17 protein-coding genes are annotated in these 15,202 nt (G+C 59.8%); 8 read left to right on the forward strand and 9 right to left on the reverse strand.

What is annotated here, in order from left to right:
* Position 1 precedes the first annotated feature (1 nt).
* From AXE86_RS04705 to AXE86_RS04725, 5 genes are all read right to left on the reverse strand, one after another.
* Complete coding sequence (locus AXE86_RS04705; protein ID WP_198145290.1) at positions 2 to 1,180, reverse strand: glycosyltransferase family 9 protein; 1,179 nt, start codon at positions 1,178 to 1,180, stop codon at positions 2 to 4.
* Between the two features lie 29 nt (positions 1,181 to 1,209).
* Positions 1,210 to 2,241: a glycosyltransferase family 9 protein gene (locus tag AXE86_RS04710; protein ID WP_061945191.1), complete on the reverse strand. Its 1,032-nt coding sequence runs from the start codon at positions 2,239 to 2,241 to the stop codon at positions 1,210 to 1,212.
* 264 nt (positions 2,242 to 2,505) lie between these two features.
* Positions 2,506 to 2,970, reverse strand: a complete 465-nt coding sequence (gene rfaE2, locus AXE86_RS04715) for a D-glycero-beta-D-manno-heptose 1-phosphate adenylyltransferase (RefSeq protein WP_061945193.1) — start codon at positions 2,968 to 2,970, stop codon at positions 2,506 to 2,508.
* Positions 2,957 to 3,958 (reverse strand): bifunctional heptose 7-phosphate kinase/heptose 1-phosphate adenyltransferase, encoded by a 1,002-nt coding sequence (locus tag AXE86_RS04720; protein ID WP_061945194.1) that lies wholly within the window; start codon positions 3,956 to 3,958, stop codon positions 2,957 to 2,959. Before AXE86_RS04720 ends, rfaE2 begins: the two co-directional genes overlap by 14 nt.
* Positions 3,952 to 5,478, reverse strand: coding sequence for a hypothetical protein (locus AXE86_RS04725; protein ID WP_061945196.1), 1,527 nt, complete (start codon positions 5,476 to 5,478; stop codon positions 3,952 to 3,954). Before AXE86_RS04725 ends, AXE86_RS04720 begins: the two co-directional genes overlap by 7 nt.
* Positions 5,479 to 5,759: 281 nt before the next feature.
* Here AXE86_RS04725 and AXE86_RS04730 point away from each other — a divergent pair, with 281 nt between their 5' ends.
* Positions 5,760 to 6,167, forward strand: coding sequence for a hypothetical protein (locus AXE86_RS04730; RefSeq protein ID WP_050342430.1), 408 nt, complete (start codon positions 5,760 to 5,762; stop codon positions 6,165 to 6,167).
* A 13-nt stretch (positions 6,168 to 6,180) separates the two neighbouring features.
* The gene (locus tag AXE86_RS04735) at positions 6,181 to 7,191 is read left to right on the forward strand and encodes a hypothetical protein (RefSeq protein ID WP_061945198.1); all 1,011 of its coding nucleotides are present in this window, start codon (positions 6,181 to 6,183) and stop codon (positions 7,189 to 7,191) included.
* 224 nt (positions 7,192 to 7,415) lie between these two features.
* Here AXE86_RS04735 and AXE86_RS04740 read toward each other — a convergent pair whose 3' ends face one another.
* Complete coding sequence (locus AXE86_RS04740; protein WP_061945200.1) at positions 7,416 to 7,862, reverse strand: DUF3887 domain-containing protein; 447 nt, start codon at positions 7,860 to 7,862, stop codon at positions 7,416 to 7,418.
* A gap of 33 nt (positions 7,863 to 7,895) precedes the next feature.
* Positions 7,896 to 8,591: a class I SAM-dependent methyltransferase gene (locus AXE86_RS04745; RefSeq protein ID WP_009753298.1), complete on the reverse strand. Its 696-nt coding sequence runs from the start codon at positions 8,589 to 8,591 to the stop codon at positions 7,896 to 7,898.
* Between the two features lie 676 nt (positions 8,592 to 9,267).
* Here AXE86_RS04745 and AXE86_RS04750 point away from each other — a divergent pair.
* The 6 genes from AXE86_RS04750 (at position 9,268) to AXE86_RS04775 (ending at position 12,684) form a co-directional block, all read left to right on the forward strand.
* Entirely contained in the window at positions 9,268 to 9,462 is a 195-nt protein-coding gene (locus AXE86_RS04750) for a 4Fe-4S binding protein (RefSeq protein WP_006690537.1), read from the forward strand.
* 1 nt (position 9,463) lies between these two features.
* Positions 9,464 to 10,609, forward strand: a complete 1,146-nt coding sequence (locus AXE86_RS04755) for a 2-oxoacid:acceptor oxidoreductase subunit alpha (RefSeq protein WP_061945202.1) — start codon at positions 9,464 to 9,466, stop codon at positions 10,607 to 10,609.
* Positions 10,606 to 11,454 carry a thiamine pyrophosphate-dependent enzyme gene (locus tag AXE86_RS04760; RefSeq protein ID WP_061945204.1) on the forward strand — a complete coding sequence of 283 codons (849 nt, stop codon included), beginning with the start codon at positions 10,606 to 10,608 and terminating at the stop codon, positions 11,452 to 11,454. Before AXE86_RS04755 ends, AXE86_RS04760 begins: the two co-directional genes overlap by 4 nt.
* 1 nt (position 11,455) lies before the next feature.
* Positions 11,456 to 11,986, forward strand: a complete 531-nt coding sequence (locus AXE86_RS04765; RefSeq protein ID WP_061945206.1) for a 2-oxoacid:acceptor oxidoreductase family protein — start codon at positions 11,456 to 11,458, stop codon at positions 11,984 to 11,986.
* 144 nt (positions 11,987 to 12,130) lie between these two features.
* Entirely contained in the window at positions 12,131 to 12,406 is a 276-nt protein-coding gene (locus AXE86_RS04770) for a type II toxin-antitoxin system RelB/DinJ family antitoxin (protein ID WP_061945208.1), read from the forward strand.
* Positions 12,403 to 12,684, forward strand: coding sequence for a type II toxin-antitoxin system YafQ family toxin (locus AXE86_RS04775; protein ID WP_061945210.1), 282 nt, complete (start codon positions 12,403 to 12,405; stop codon positions 12,682 to 12,684). Before AXE86_RS04770 ends, AXE86_RS04775 begins: the two co-directional genes overlap by 4 nt.
* Before the next feature lie 173 nt (positions 12,685 to 12,857).
* On the opposite strand, the gene AXE86_RS04780 is transcribed toward AXE86_RS04775, so the two are convergent.
* Positions 12,858 to 13,817: an L-lactate dehydrogenase gene (locus AXE86_RS04780; RefSeq protein WP_006690543.1), complete on the reverse strand. Its 960-nt coding sequence runs from the start codon at positions 13,815 to 13,817 to the stop codon at positions 12,858 to 12,860.
* 535 nt (positions 13,818 to 14,352) lie between these two features.
* A complete protein-coding gene (locus AXE86_RS04785) occupies positions 14,353 to 15,201 on the reverse strand; it encodes an MTAP family purine nucleoside phosphorylase (protein WP_061945212.1) in 849 nt (282 codons plus the stop codon).
* Position 15,202: the final 1 nt, after the last annotated feature.

A 15,202-nucleotide genomic window follows, 5' to 3' on the forward strand; every position in this document is an offset into this window, starting at 1 on the left:
CCTATCTGCTCTGCGGTAAACTCGAACGAACGACCCGACCTGCCGCTCCGCGTGGTGCGAGGGCAAAATGCCCGTCTGCCATCTCCACCACACGCGTCTCAAAATCCGTCGGTGCGGGCAGTTCGCACGCGGGACGCTCGCCCTCCTCGCGCAGGATCTGATCGGCATACTGCAAAATGAGGTCAGTCGGCATCCGCTTCATGCACATCATGTGCTCCTCTCCTGCGAGCGGGCACTCGTGGATGCGGCACGGATGACACGAGACGGGCGCACGGACGGAGATGCTCCGCGCATCGTAGGGGTAGAACCCGGGAATCGGCGACGAGCCGAACATACAGATCACGGGGACGTGCATTGCGACACCGACGTGCATTGGCCCGGAGTCCGTCGTGATGAAGAGGATGCAGCGGGAGAGGAGCCCTGCGAGCACGCCGAGGCTGACCTGCCCCGTAAAGATATGGAGGTGCGGATGCTCGCGTTCCTCCATGCGGGCACGGCATTCCTCCACCATCTCCATATCCATCGGGCCGCCCATGACGGCGATGTGATAGCCGCGTCGGAGATAGGTGTCAGCCACGACGGCGAAGTACGCATCAATCCATCGCTTGGTCGCCCAGCTCGCGCCGATGTTGAGCGCAATCACCTTGTCGGTCGGAGCAAAATGCACCTGCCAGAGACGCTCTGCCTCCTCCTTCGCCGCAGGCGGAATCCACATCTCGAGCCCCGCCGTCCCGTCTGCATTGAGTACGCCCGCCGCGCGCAGTGCCGCATAGTGCGAGTGCACCTCGTGCATCACCTGATTCTGACTCGGGCTGACATGGTCGAAGGCGAGAGCGAAGCCCGGCTTTGCATAGCCGACGATGCGCCGTCCGCCGCTGAGTGCGGCGAGTGCTGAGGAGCGCTCGTTGCGGTGGAGATTGATGACGAGATCGTAGCGGTTTTTCCGCAGGCGCATTGCATAGCGCAGGATGCCGAGAATGCCGCCGTCTGCGCCCTTTTTGTCAATCAGGAGGCATTCGTCGAGATGCTCGTTCGCGGCGACGACATCCGCAAGCTTCTTGTCCGCGAGGAGCGTGATGCGCGCCGCCGGATACTGCTGACGCAGGGCGGCCAGCACGGGCGTGCCGAGCATGAGATCGCCGAGGTGCATGAGGTGGATGACGAGAATGTTTTGATACAACTCTTTCCCCTCCGATGTCCGTTCGTCAGTCATGGCACAGCAGCGTGCAGAACAGCCGTGATCTTCTTCTCCGCCTCATCCACCGTGATCGCCGCGAGGCAGTCGAGCCCCTTCGGGCAGGCGCGTTTCCAGCAGCTGCGGCAGGAGCGGTCCACCTCGATGGCATTCTCCTGCTGCCCGTACGGGCCGTTGCGGTTCGCATCCGTTGGTCCCATCAGCATGACGGTCGGCCGTCCGAGCCCCGCAGCGAGATGTACGGGTCCCGTATCGCCGCCGAGGACGAGCGCGGCACGCGTAAAGAGATGTGCGAGCTGCTTGAGGTTCGTCCGCCCGACGAGATTCACGGGCGGGATCCGCGCCGCCGCCATGATGTCGGCGGCAATCGTCGCATCGAGATGCCCCCCGCCAACGAGCACGGGAACGATATGTGCCTCATAGAGGCGGTCGCCGAGCGCGGCGAAGTGCTCCGCCGGCCAGCGCTTGTTCGGCCAGTTCGCCCCGACGGCAAAGGCGGTAAACGTCCGCCCCTCCGGCACGCCCTCGCGCTGCAGCAGCATCTCCGCCGCCATGCAGTCACGATCCGAGACGGTGATGGGAAAACGCACTGCATCCACACGGCAGCCGATGGCACGTGCTACATCGAGATAGCGCTCGACGATGTGTCCGTGTGCGTGCGGCCCGCGCACAGGGCGGCTCACACGGTCCGCACCCTCGCGCATATTCGCCGTGCCGACGCGCTCCCTCGCCCCCGCTGTATAGACGATCGCTGCCGACTTGAAGAGCCCCTGCAGATCGAGCGAGACATCATAGCGGCGCGCGCGCAGACGGCGGTGCAGGGGCGGATATTCACGGAGGAATCCGCCGATGCTGCGGAACTTCGCCTTTTCAAAGAGGATGAGCTCGTCGATGTACGGATTTCCCTCAAGCAGAGGATAGGCGGGCGGCTCGACCACCCACGTCAGATGTGCATCGGGATAGGTCTCCTTGATGGCATAGGAAACGGGCAGCGCATGAATCACATCGCCGATCGCACTGAGTTTGACGACCAAGATATTCTTCATGGACTGCCCTCCTTTCTTTCGCTATATGTTCGCGCATACACAGCGTGTCCGCCTGTAGCCAACACCGTGTGATTCCCTGAGCGAATGCCTCGTTACGCAAACGGGCGCGTGCTCGTCCGCCTAAATACCTGCGGATTCCTTAACGCGCTTCGCTTGAACGATAGAAATCCGCAGGGGGCGGGTCGCACGCTCTGCGCCGTTTGCTTCTCTAGGATTCGCTCAGGGAATCCTCACGGGTGCCTACGCTACGAACACTACGCGCGATTACCCGCGGCCCGCCTTCTCAATAATCCCCGTCGTGGACTTCCCCGCGACGAGCGGGACCAAGGCGACCTCGCCGCCGTACGCCTCGACGATGCGCGCCTCGGGCAACGTCTCGCGCGTGTAGTCGCCGCCCTTGACGTAGACTGCAGGACGCACCTTTGCGATCAGCGTCTCCGCCGTATCCTCGCCAAAGATCACCACCGCATCGACGGCGGCGAGCGCCCCGACGACCTCCGCGCGATCCTGCTCATTGTTAATGGGGCGCGACGGCCCCTTGAGCCGCCGCACAGAGGCGTCGCTGTTCAGCCCGAGGATGAGCACATCCCCCTGCGCACGCGCCGCCGCCAGGTAGCGCACATGCCCCGCATGAAGGATGTCAAAGCAGCCGTTGGTAAAGACGACACGCGCACCTGACGCGCGCAGTGCCGCCGCGTACGCCTCGATGTGTTCGTCAGGAATGAGCATGAGCGTCTCCTTCCGCTGTGAGTGCCGCGTGCAGCTCCGCCCACGCCACCGTCGCCGTCCCGCGTTTCCGCACGGCAATCCCCGACGCCGTATTGCTGAGCCGCGCCGCCGTCACGGGATCCACTCCCGCCGCAAGAGCGAGTGCCATCACGGCAACGCACGTATCGCCCGCACCGGAGACATCGAAGATCTCACTGTGGTCGCTCACGGGGATATCCGTCGCTGACCCATCTGCGAGAAAGAGCGTCATGCCGTCCGCCCCACGCGTGATGAGCACGCCGTCCGCCGAGAGGCGTGTGAGGAGTTCACGTCCCGCCGCATGGATGTCGGCCGCCGAGCGGAGTTCACGCCCGAGTGCCGCCGCGAGCTCCGCGTCGTTCTGCTTGACGTAGCCGATGCCCGCATAGCTGAGGATGTCATAGCGTGCATCCACGATACTCGGAATCCCCGCCGCACGTGCCGCGTCAATCACCGTACGGCGCACGCGCTCCGTCACCGTACCCGACCCATAGTCGGAGAGCACCACCGCGCGCACCTGTGGGAGGAGGCGCGTGATCTCCGTGAGGAGACACTCCTCCACCGCCGCCGCAAGCGGCGTATGCCACTCACGGTCAACGCGTACAATCTGCTGGCTGACCGTCGCGCGTCCGCCCGCAATGATGCGCGTCTTCGTGATGGTCGGACGCGCCGCGTCGCGGACAAATCCCGCCGTATCGACGGCGTTTTCTCCGAGCACGGCGCAGAGCGCATCAGCGCCCGCATCCGTCCCGCAGACGCCGACGGCATACGAACGCCCACCGAGCGTCGCTGCATTGTTCGCCACATTCGCCGCACCGCCGGCCACGACGCGCTCCTCGCGCTGCTCCAGAACGAGCACGGGGGCCTCACGCGAGATGCGTGCGATCGTCCCGTCGAGATAGACATCCGCCACCATATCCCCGATGATGAGCACAGGGGCGTTCTTCAGGCGCTCCAGTGCACTCACCATGGCGTGAACTCCCATTTGATCCGCCACGCATCCTGCTTGGAACGGTAACGCAGGATGATCTGCGAGCAGTGCAGGTCGTGGAACCAGTAGTAGTCCACATCCGTCCACGCACGCGGCTCGACAGCGTACTTCGCGCCAATGGCAATGCGGTCACGTTCGCCGAGGCGATAGCTCAGCCCGCCCATAAAGACCTTGGAGTAGTCCTCTTCGTTGTAAGAGAAAAGGGCATTTTCTTTGGAGCTCTTCGTGTAAATACCGCCGGCGTAGGCCGCAAATCGGTCGTTAAATTTCTTCGTCAGGAAGGCACTGGCACTGAGCCCCTGTACACGTGAATGATCGTAGCTCTCACGCGTCACGGAGTAGCCCGCCGAAAGATCAAGCCCATAGCCGTGCAGGGGAATCGTGTCGTGTGTAACGGAGATCCCATACCTAAGATGGTTGCTGTGGATCCCACCGCCGTACCAGCGTCCGTATTCCGAATACAGGCTGTAGGTGATGGGGGACTGTCCGACGCGCTGCCCATAGCCAAGAGAGAGCGACGGCATCTTTTTGACCCACTCGTTGTCGCCGTCCTCAAAGACGCCGTAGGTCAATGCGGCACTCGCGCCCCCGTTCGCCCAGCCGAGATCATAGGAGCTGCGCCATCCGCGCTTCGTCGTCACATGGATATTTGCTCCGACGGTCACGCGCGGGGCAACGTTCTGCTCAAACCGCTGTTCCAGCCAGAGCCCGTCGTCACTGTCATAGCCCGCGCGCGGGAAATTGTTCTGCATCGGGTGCGAAACATCGACCTCATGCCGCTTTTTAGAAAAGATCACCTTGTTCTTTACCCAGAACTTCACGTTGTGCAGGATGAGTCGGTCGCCGGGATAGAGCTCCGCCATCTCCGAGCTGAGATGATAGTCAGGGCTCTTCGCCCCGCACTTCGTCTGCGTGCCGTCATAGACAACGATCTTGTCGGGGTAGAACTCAAAGCGCTTGCCCGTCATATAGTAGGCGCCGACCTTGCCGTCCGCCCGTTCCATCGTCCCCGTGTGTTTCTGATAGTTGTAGTTAATGTGATAGCCGTCGAGCGTCACGCGCGACGTCCCCTCCGTCAGCTGCAGCACGTGCGCGCGATCCGGCACGGATACCACGCCGCGCACCGTATTGCCCGCCACATAGTCCCCCTGAAAGCGACGCGCCTCCAGCTGGACAATATCCACATGCCCCGTCGCCGTAAAGTCGCCCGTGCTCTCATCATACGTCAGGTCATCGCCCTCAAACGCGATCGGAGAGGGCTGATCCGCCGCCACGGGGTGACGCAGATGCTCTCGCATCGCCGCCACGTCGGCAAGCAGCTTTTCCTGCTCCGGCGTGAGACGATTGGCACGCTCCGCACGCCGCTGATTTTCGATAAAATCTAGGCGCTCGATCCCCGTATCCGAGTCTGAGCTGTACGCCGCGTGCGCCGCTCCCGGAAAAATCGCACAGGCGGTGGTCAGTGCGAGCAGAATACGGGTGGTGTGGGCTGTACTCATCGGCGCGTTCTCCTGTCCTTTAAAAGTGATTTGACGTTCTTATACTACATCATAAACGGAATTTTCGCAACTGAAAAGAGCGCACGCGCCCTGCTCGTTCCAAGGGAAACACTACGACAGAAAATCCCCCAGCATTCGTTTTCCCGCAGTCCTCAAAAAATCTACACCAATCTGAGAAACTTCATTGTATCCATACGTCCATAGGATTTGACGCGTAAAAATTTTTCCTCTATAATAGAGCGAAATCAGAGAGAAAGACAGGTACGGAAGGAGTCCTGCGGATGCGGCGTATTGTAGTGTGTGGATTTTGGGCGGTGCTGATTGGCCTTTTCACTGGCCTCAGCAGCGTCGAAGCGGCAGAGGATATGCGCTTTGTCGACGCGAACGGCGACACGGGCTACTACGTGGATGCCGCGAGCATCACACGCCTCTCGGATGCCGAGCGCGAGGCAGGCGTCGCCGTGGTCAAAGCAACGGAGAACCGTCGCCTCCTCTACCGCATCCGATTCAATCGGCAGATGCGCACCTACCAGATTCTCTCTGGTCAGGTCGGGGTCTACGACACGAAGGAGGTACTGCGCACGACGCCGGGCATGGCAGCGCCACAGGTCTACACGCCCACCTCGCCGATGCAGAGCATCGAGGACTTTATCGAAGAACTGCTCGCAAAGCAGAAGACGACACCATAAGGAGGATGAATCCATGCGACAGAAAATCTGCGCTCTCATGCTGACGCTCGCTCTGGCACTCACGTCCATCGGTACGGCGTTTGCCGCAGAGCCGCCGAACGCCGTCCAGTCAAAGCTCGCCCTCATCGAGCAGGACACCTACGGACGCGAGCAGACGGGTGCGCTCATCGACCGCATCAACCGCCTGGAGCGCGACTACGACGGAAAACATCGCGGCGGCAGCCTCATGGCGCGCATCGATGCGATCTACGAGGAGGTCTATACGAACAGCGCATCGCCGTCCGTTCTAATGGATCTCAACGCCATCGAGTGGAACATCAACCACGAGACGAGCATGCGCTCCGTGCAGGAGCGCGTCGGCGAACTCGAAACGGCACTCCTCGGCAAGACTTCCGAGGGTACGTTCAAAAAGCGCATTGCCGCCCTCTCGACCGCATCCTTTGGACGTGCAGAAATCCCCGTCACCCCCGTCTCCGTTCCTGCAAACACACTCATCAAGATTGCCCTTGTCACCCCGGTCAACGCGAAGGAACTCAAGGTCGGCGATACGATCGAGTATCAGGTCGCCGACGATGTATTCGTGAACGACGTGCTCGTCTTCACGAAGGGCTCGCGCGGTGAGGGCACGGTCACGAAGGTGCGCCAAGCGCGCAACTTCGGCCGCAACGCACAGGTCGAGATCGACTTTAAGGAGACCAAGGCACTCGACGGCACGTACGTGACGACCTTCATCGGTGAGGAGTCAAAGAAAGAGATGACCCATCTCGCCATGGCAGCCGGTGCATCCCTCGCTGGCATCGCCGTCCTCGGCCCCATCGGCGTTGTCGCGGGTGCGTTCGTCCACGGCAAGAACGTCGACCTCCCCGCCGGCACGGAGCTCTACATCCAGACACAGCACGAGACGACTCTCTTCGGCGTGCAGACCACCTACGACAGCGCGGCACCGTTCCAGCGCGACGCAGAGGTACCTGCGGCCAAGGCAGACAGCACAAACGACCAGAGCGTCTACCACGACGCGGCGTAACACACGGCATCATAAAGGGGCTGTTGCATATTCCCCCATCGGCTCGCTACGCTCGCCACTTCCCCCGTTAGCGGGGGAAGCTAATATACCGTTATCCTAAGCCTTCCCCGTTATCACGGGGAAGGGGGACCGCGCAAGCGGTGGAAGGGGCACAAAGAAGGGGCTGTTGCACGAAGTTTACGACTTCGTACAACAGCCCCTTTTTGCTGCAATCAAGGGATCCGTCAGCGGATGAAGAATCCTGCGAGCTTCATGTTCTGGTCGTAGCTAAGACGGTAGACCACAGCCGTCGCCTTGTAGCCGACAGCGATCTCGCAGACCGCGAACCACGCATTATTCTCCTTGCCTGCCGTCATATACGGCTTGCCAACGGAGACGCGTGCGCCCCAGTCCTGTGCGAACTGAGCCTTTGCCTCTTTCAGCTGATCGGCCGAGAGATGCGCCTTCAGATCGGCGGTCGCCTCATTCTGCAGGCCTGCGATATCCCCCTTTTCGAAGCGGTCAATCGTCGCCATCATGTGCTGCTGGACGACATCACCCTGGAACGGTGCCTGCTCCTCCTGCGCCTGTGCAGCGGGAGCATCCGCCGCATAGACCACCGGTGCGGCAACAAATGCGCTGCCCGCAACGAGCGCGGCAGCAAGGAAACGGGAAAGGGTACAAGACTTCATAGAATATCCTCCTTCACTTGAGTAGGCATCCCCCTACTTTACACAGGAAAAACAAGCGAGCGATTCCACGCACTCCACAGAGACCTCCGCATAGAGCGCACGCAGGCGCTCCGTCAGGCTCTCCCGGGTGTCATACGGCGGCGTAAAGAATCCCATGCGCGTGTAGAGCTGCGTCACGACGAAGTCCGTCCGCGCATTCTCCCCCAGGACAAACACCGACCCCGTCAGACGTCCGCCGGGACGCAGTACGCGGTGTACCTCGCTCCATGCCGCTTCCTTGTCGGGAAACGCATGAACCCCATTGATCGAAACCGCCGCATCGAACGCAGCGTCGCCAAACGTCAAATGCCCGACGTCCCCCTCGGTAAAGGTGACGTTCCGAATGCCGAGTGCCTCCGCACGCGCACGCGCCGCCGCAAGCATCGCGGGCGCGTAGTCGAGACAGGTGATGTCCGCCTCCGGGAGCTCCGCATAGACGGGCAGCGAGAGACATCCCGTCCCGACGGGTACCTCAAGCAGGCGTCCTGTAAAGCCCTCGTGCGCCGCACGCAGCGCAAGCGTCACATAGCGGCGCACGCCGCTGCGATCCAGCCCCCACACGAGCCGTGAGACCAGCTTCCCCGACCACGTCGAGTACGTCATCATTCCGTCATAGAGGCTCGCGAGCCGCCCGACCGAACAGTACGCTCCGCGTATCTTCTCGTAGCGGCGCAGTTCCTCATCCATCATGGCATCCTTTCTCCGATCCGATCGCAATTTATTCTAGCACAAAAAAATGGCGGTTTCAATGACCGAAAATATCTTGTGCAGCGCGCTCTTTGCATCGTCGGCACAGCCGATGTCCATAGCGCTGCGGGTGTAGTAGGTAATGCGCACTTCCTGTGCAGCTGTTCGCGGCGAGAGATCACTGCACCGTCGGTGGGACGCTTGTCCTTCATGAACCGTTTCACCTGCGATACACCGATATCCGCTGTCACTTCTCTGTGCCGTCGCGAACTTCAACATGCGGGGAAGGCTTTCCCCCCGATTTGATGGCGTCCATCATGCGGCGAAAATTCCCGCCCCGGCTTTCGTCGTTCGTACACACAGAAAATTTGGGCATAGAAAAGCCGTCCTAAGTACCATTATCACGCCCGAACAGTTCGCCGTCATCCCCACAGGCGGCACATATTATCCTGCGCCCCAACTCATGTATCGTATCTTTGAACGGCTTGCAGACAAATGATTTTTGTAGGCAATCGGTAGACAAGCAGATGTATACACGCGCGAACCCCCTTTCCTATCAAGGGATATATCCTTTTTCTGTATTTTCTGTTATAATGATAAAATCGTTTTTATAGAAATGATAGGATGCGCTTTGTGTATGTGAGGATGTGTTTCCGCATCCCAGCGGGAGAGAAGTGCCATGAAAGGTGAGCTGTATATCAAGGAAAAGCGGTGCAAGGGCTGCGGCATCTGCGCGGCATTCTGCCCGAAGAAGGTGCTCGAGGTGAGTCTGCTCGGCAAGATTGTGCCCGTGCGCCCCGAGGACTGCATCGCGTGCGGGCAGTGCGAGATGCGCTGTCCCGATTTTGCGATTTTCGTGGAGAGGAGGGCGTAGGATGGAAGGCACAAGACTGATGCAGGGCAACGAGGCAGTCGCCGAGGGTGCGATTGCCGCCGGGATCACGTTCTTCGCAGGCTACCCCATTACGCCCTCGACGGAGATCGCCGAGCAGATGGCAAAGCTGCTGCCGAAAATCGGCGGCACATTCCTCCAGATGGAGGACGAGATCGGCGCGATGGGCGCGATTCTCGGCGCATCGCTCGCAGGGGCAAAGGTCATGGACGCGACGAGCGGCCCGGGCTTCTCACTGAAGCAGGAGCTGATCGGCTATGCCGCGTGCGCGGAGATCCCCTGCGTGGTGGCGAACGTCCAGCGCGTCGGCCCCTCGACAGGACAGCCGACCGCGCCCTCGCAGGGCGATGTGATGCAGGCGCGCTGGGGCACACACGGCGATCATCCGATCATCGCGCTCTCCCCGTGGAGCGTGCGCGAGTCATTCGACATGGCAGTCATGGCAGTGAACTATGCGGAGCGTTTCCGCACCCCCGTCATTTTGCTGACGGACGAGATCATCGGGCATCTGCGCGAGAATGTGACACTGCCCTCCCCTGAGGAAATCGAAATCTACCCGCGCCGCCTGCCGAAAGCAACGCGTGCCGAGGGCTATCAGCCCTATGCCGTGGGCGAGGATCTCGTACCCGATGCGGCGCGTTTCGGCGACGGATATCACATCCACGTCACGGGACTGCTCCACGATGAGACGGGGTTTCCCTCAGGCAGTCCTGCAGTGACGGAGCAGCTCATCCGCCGTCTCCACGAGAAGATCAGCCGCGTGGGTGAGGAGATTATCCACACAGAGGAATCCTTTATGGAGGACGCGGAGTACGCCGTCGTCAGCTACGGCGGCACGGCGCGTACGGCATACGAAGCGGTGCGCACGGCACGCGCCGAGGGAATCAAGGTCGGCTTCCTGCGGCTCCAGACGATCTGGCCGTTCGCGGATGCGGCAGTCGCACGGCTCGCGGCACGTGTCAAGGGCATCCTCGCCGCGGAGCTGAACTACGGGCAGCTCGTGGGTGAGGTCACGCGCGCTGCACACGGCACGCACGTCCGCTCCTGCCTCAAATACAATATGCTGGACTTCACGCCGCAGGAGATCACGGCGGCGATCCGTCAGATGAGCGAGGAGGTGCGGGCATGAGCACAGCACATACAAAGGCCGATATACAGCGTCCGTTCGAGCAGTATTTTCGTCAGAACCGCCTCCCTCATCTCTGGTGTCCGGGCTGCGGCAACGGTACGGCAATGAAGTGCATCGCGGAGGCGGTGGACGGTGCGGAGGGATTTTCGCAGGACAACACGGTCATCGTCTCCGGCATCGGTTGTTCCTCACGCGGCTCGGGCTATATGGACTTTGACACCGTACACACGGCGCACGGGCGAGCGATTCCTTTTGCAACGGGGATCAAGCTCGCACGACCCGAGCTGAACGTCATCGTCATTACAGGAGACGGCGACTGCACTGCCATCGGCGGCAATCACTTCCTGCACGGCTGTCGGCGCAACGTCGATCTCACCGTCGTACTTTTCAACAACAATATCTACGGCATGACGGGCGGACAGTCCTCGCCGACGACCCCGCCGGGCAAGATGACGGCGACGGCACCATACGGGACAATCGACCGTCCGCTCGACGCGTGCCGCATCGCCGAGGCAGCAGGAGCGACCTACGTCGCACGCTCGACGGCCTTTCACGTCAAGCATCTCACGCAGATGATCACAGGCGGTCTCGCAAATCACGGGTTTTCCCTCATCGAGGCGATGGTGCAGTGCCCGACCGCCTACGGGCGTAAGAACAAGATGGGGTCGCCCGCTGCGATGCTTGAGTGGATGCGGGACTCTGCCGTCATGAAGGCGGCATGGGACAAGCTCCCGCCCGAAAAGCGCACGGCGGAGAAGTTCCCCATCGGACTTCTCTGCGCGTGCGCGGGTGAGGAGTACGGCACGGCAAACGCCGAGATTCAGCGGCGTGCGGGAGGGCTCTGATATGCAGAAGGAACTTCGTCTCTCAGGTTCGGGCGGACAGGGCGTGATCACCGCCGCCATTATCTTCGCCGAGGCGGCGGCTGCATGCGGCAGAAACGTTGCACAATCACAGTCCTATGGCCCAGAGGCGCGCGGCGGTGCGTCCCGCTCCGAGGTTATCATCAGCGATGACGTGATCTATCATCCGCACGTCGAGCACCCTGACATCGTGCTCGCCATGACACAGGCAGCGGCGGACAAGTACGCGGGCGACCTGGATCCCGCGACGGGTATCCTGATCGTGGACAGCGAACTCGTACCAAACGTGCCGACCGCCGCACACACGGTCGCTGTTCCCATCACCACGCTCGCCACCCGCGAGCTCGGCAAATCTCTCTTTGCGAACATCGTCGCCCTCGGCGCGATCACGCGCGTCTCGGGAATCGTCCCATTCGCCGCTGTGAAAAGTGCCGTGGCGAACCGTGTCCCGCCGCACACCGTCGACCGCAATATGCAGGCGCTCATGGTCGGCTATGAGGCGGCGAAGGAATAGGAACAGAACATAAGATAGAGAATCCCCGCTCGCGAGTCCAATCGTGAGTGGGGATTTTTGACATAGAAAAACGCAGGATAGATGCTATAGATTTCTTGACAATGCACGTATTTTGCACTATCTTAATAAAAAGGAGTGATTCAGATGGGACAGACCAACGTCAGCATTCGCATGGACAATGACCTGAAGGAGCAGTTCAATGCTTTTTGTACGGATATGGGTATGACAATGACGACAGCATTCAACATTTTTGCCAAGAAGGCTGTACGTGAGTACCGCCTCCCTTTTGAGATCGGTGCGCCCCGCCCCAACGCAGAGACACAGGAGGCTCTTGACGAAGTGCGCCGTATGAAGGCAGACCCTAGCCTAGGCAAACGCTACACCGACGTTGACGAGATGATGAAAGACCTGCTCTCATGAAATACATTATCCGCCCAACCTCACGTTTTCAGCGGGATCTAAAACGCGCTGCCAAGCGTGGCTATAACACAGAGCTGTTGACCGCTGTCATCAAGAAACTGGCAAATGGCGAACATCTCGCACAAAAACATTGTGACCATGCGCTCATAGGAGATTACGCCGGCTGTCGGGAATGTCATATTACGCCGGACTGGCTGCTCATCTATGAAATTTCCAATGACACACTGCTGCTCTACTTGACACGCACAGGAACACACAGCGATCTGTTCAAAATGTAACCCCCCGCTCACATTTTTGTATGTGGGCGGAGGTTCTTTTATACAAAAAAAGATGCGCTAAGATGGCGCATCTGAATTTATCAGCGATTTCTTGACTGAATCATAAAAAACCAGCACTTGGAAAATGACCAAGTGCTGTTTTTACGCTGACAAGATGAGTGAGTGCACAGCCTTTACTTCACGCCCGCACCGTCGAGTGCGGCACGGACGCTCTTCTGCGCACGGGAAAGTTTTTCCATCTCATCGTCGGCAAGGCGCACCTCGAGCGAGCGGACGATGCCGTCCTGTGCGATCATGCGCGGAATGGAGAGTGCCACATCCTTCATGCCGTACTCGCCGTTCATGACGGCGGCACAGGGCAGGATCGTATGCTCATTGTAGAGAATCGCCTTGATAAAGCGGCAGGCAACCATAGCAATTCCCGTGTTGGTAAATCCTTTGAGGTTGATGACATCGTATGCCGTCTGTATGAGTCCCTGCTCGATGTCATGACGATTCAGCCGCTCCTTAAAGTGGAAGTATTCATCGAGATGATCGATCCCGAGCCCCGCACAGTTGACCGTCGACCACGCAACAAAAGCATCGTTGCCATGCTCTCCGAGGACATAGCCGTGGATATTCTTCGGATCCATATCATAATGCTCCGCGAGAAGGTAACGGAAGCGATAGGTCTCGAGCATCGTGCCCGTGCCAAGGATCTTTTCGCGCGGGTAGTCGAACTCGGTTGATACGACGTAGGTCGCAACGTCAAGCGGATTCGTAATCATGATGACCATGGCTTCCTTCGTGTATTTCACGATCTCAGAGAAGATGGAGCGCATGATCTTCGTGTTCGTGCTCGCGAGCTTCAGTCGGTCAGGCTTCTCCCCGGGCAGGATCGAAGGTCCCGCCGTAATGACGATGAACGCCGCATCGCGGCAGTCCTCATACGTCCCCGTATGGATCTTGATGTTCGTGCTGTACGGCGAGGACATGGCGTGGCTCGTATCGAGTGCCTCGCCGCGCGCACGATTCATATCGAGATCGATGAGGGCAATCTCCGAGGCCAGCTGAAAGTCTGCGATTTTGTTGAGCACGGCGGAGCCGACATTGCTCGTACCGATGATGACGACTTTTCCCCGGTTGATGGACATAATAATGACCTCCTAAATAATAAAAAGCCCGAACGCGAAAACGCACTCGGACACTACGGTCGAAGAAGAATTTGTACAGATAGTAATTGTTTCATGGCGAATCACACCTCTTCTCGGTCAAATCATCGCCGCAGGATTTCCTGCGCCATCATAGTAGCACCACAGGGAATCATTGTCAACAGATTTTTCACGGAGTATAACGTGTATACAGGAGAGTTCGTATTGCCAACCTGTCAATATGAAACAACAGTTCACAGGCAGATGTTTTCATGCTATAAATGCACACAGGTGTTGCCACGAGCGGTAGGCGATTAGTCTCCTCAAGAGAGGGGGCGATACTTGTGACTCTGTACGATTTTCTCTCGTTCATCTTTCTTGTAACGATCTGTATCGTAGCCTTGAGACCATAAGAAGACCCGCCTGCAGTCACCAACTCTAGGCGGGTTTCTTATAACCATTTCTTAGATTACGGGGGCTGACCGTTTACCGGCAACACCTTTTTCTATGTCCATTATACGATGTTCGGCGTTTTTCGTCAACCCTTATCCGACTCCGCGTTGTAGACATCCTTGAGCAGGGTCTCCTTGCGCAGGCTGCGGCATTCGCACGCGCTCTCCTCGGCGGGGACGCTGCGGATCGTCGCGAGGAGGATGTCGCCGATCATCGGTGCATCGTCGTAGAAGATCTGCTCTAGCGTGTCGTGCGACCACGGGCGGATGCCCTCGCCGTAGTTGACGACGAAGTACAGCCCCGCATAGCACGCGCCGATCTCGCGAGCAAGGTAGACCTCGGGCGCGAGGCTCTGCCCCACGATGTCCGCGTGCCCTTTCAGCATCGCGATCTCGGCAGGGCTCTCGAAATGCCGCCCGTCGGTGACGGCGTAGATGCCGCGGTCAAAGATGCGCCCCGTATAGCGTTTCTTTGTCTCCGCAACGAGTGTCGTGCGAAGTTCCGAGCAGAGTGCGTCGCGCATCACGAGCAGATAACGTCCGTCGAGCATGACATCCTTGCGTACGGAGAGGTCAAGATAGTCGTCGGGGATGAGGAAGTCGCGCGGGTCGAGCAACGGGTTCACCGTGCCGACGCCGCCCTCGGAGAGGATGCGCCGCACGCCCGCCTCCCGCAGCACCCAGAACACCTGCCGCGACGCATCCGCGCGCGTCACGCCGCTGCGCCAGCCGTGCATGCGGCAGGTCAGCACGCGCCGTCCCGCGACGGAGAAGAGGCGGAACGCAGGGCTCTCGCCGTAGGGTGTCGCAAAGTGCAGCCCGTCCGCAAGGATCTCCACATCCGCCGCCATCGACGCACGCGGGAAATCGCTTGAGAGCGTCCCCGAGCCGCCGATGACGGCATAGCCCGCTGTCGGAACCTGTTGCTCTGCCATA

Origin of the sequence: Selenomonas sp. oral taxon 136 (assembly GCF_001554015.1) — a bacterium.
GTDB classification, from domain to species: Bacteria; Bacillota; Negativicutes; order Selenomonadales; family Selenomonadaceae; genus Centipeda; species Centipeda felix.

Bases quoted from the DNA above. Each gene is read 5' to 3' on its own strand.
- AXE86_RS04755 (WP_061945202.1), top strand. From the start codon at position 9,464: ATGGAAGGCACAAGACTGATGCAGGGCAACGAGGCAGTCGCCGAGGGT.
- AXE86_RS04730 (WP_050342430.1), top strand. From the start codon at position 5,760: ATGCGGCGTATTGTAGTGTGTGGATTTTGGGCGGTGCTGATTGGCCTT.
- AXE86_RS04745 (WP_009753298.1), bottom strand. From the start codon at position 8,591: ATGATGGATGAGGAACTGCGCCGCTACGAGAAGATACGCGGAGCGTAC.
- AXE86_RS04735 (WP_061945198.1), top strand. From the start codon at position 6,181: ATGCGACAGAAAATCTGCGCTCTCATGCTGACGCTCGCTCTGGCACTC.
- AXE86_RS04740 (WP_061945200.1), bottom strand. From the start codon at position 7,862: ATGAAGTCTTGTACCCTTTCCCGTTTCCTTGCTGCCGCGCTCGTTGCG.
- AXE86_RS04710 (WP_061945191.1), bottom strand. From the start codon at position 2,241: ATGAAGAATATCTTGGTCGTCAAACTCAGTGCGATCGGCGATGTGATT.
- rfaE2 (WP_061945193.1), bottom strand. From the start codon at position 2,970: ATGCTCATTCCTGACGAACACATCGAGGCGTACGCGGCGGCACTGCGC.
- AXE86_RS04725 (WP_061945196.1), bottom strand. From the start codon at position 5,478: ATGAGTACAGCCCACACCACCCGTATTCTGCTCGCACTGACCACCGCC.
- AXE86_RS04760 (WP_061945204.1), top strand. From the start codon at position 10,606: ATGAGCACAGCACATACAAAGGCCGATATACAGCGTCCGTTCGAGCAG.
- AXE86_RS04720 (WP_061945194.1), bottom strand. From the start codon at position 3,958: ATGGTGAGTGCACTGGAGCGCCTGAAGAACGCCCCTGTGCTCATCATC.
- AXE86_RS04765 (WP_061945206.1), top strand. From the start codon at position 11,456: ATGCAGAAGGAACTTCGTCTCTCAGGTTCGGGCGGACAGGGCGTGATC.
- AXE86_RS04785 (WP_061945212.1), bottom strand. From the start codon at position 15,201: ATGGCAGAGCAACAGGTTCCGACAGCGGGCTATGCCGTCATCGGCGGC.
- AXE86_RS04770 (WP_061945208.1), top strand. From the start codon at position 12,131: ATGGGACAGACCAACGTCAGCATTCGCATGGACAATGACCTGAAGGAG.
- AXE86_RS04750 (WP_006690537.1), top strand. From the start codon at position 9,268: ATGAAAGGTGAGCTGTATATCAAGGAAAAGCGGTGCAAGGGCTGCGGC.
- AXE86_RS04780 (WP_006690543.1), bottom strand. From the start codon at position 13,817: ATGTCCATCAACCGGGGAAAAGTCGTCATCATCGGTACGAGCAATGTC.
- AXE86_RS04775 (WP_061945210.1), top strand. From the start codon at position 12,403: ATGAAATACATTATCCGCCCAACCTCACGTTTTCAGCGGGATCTAAAA.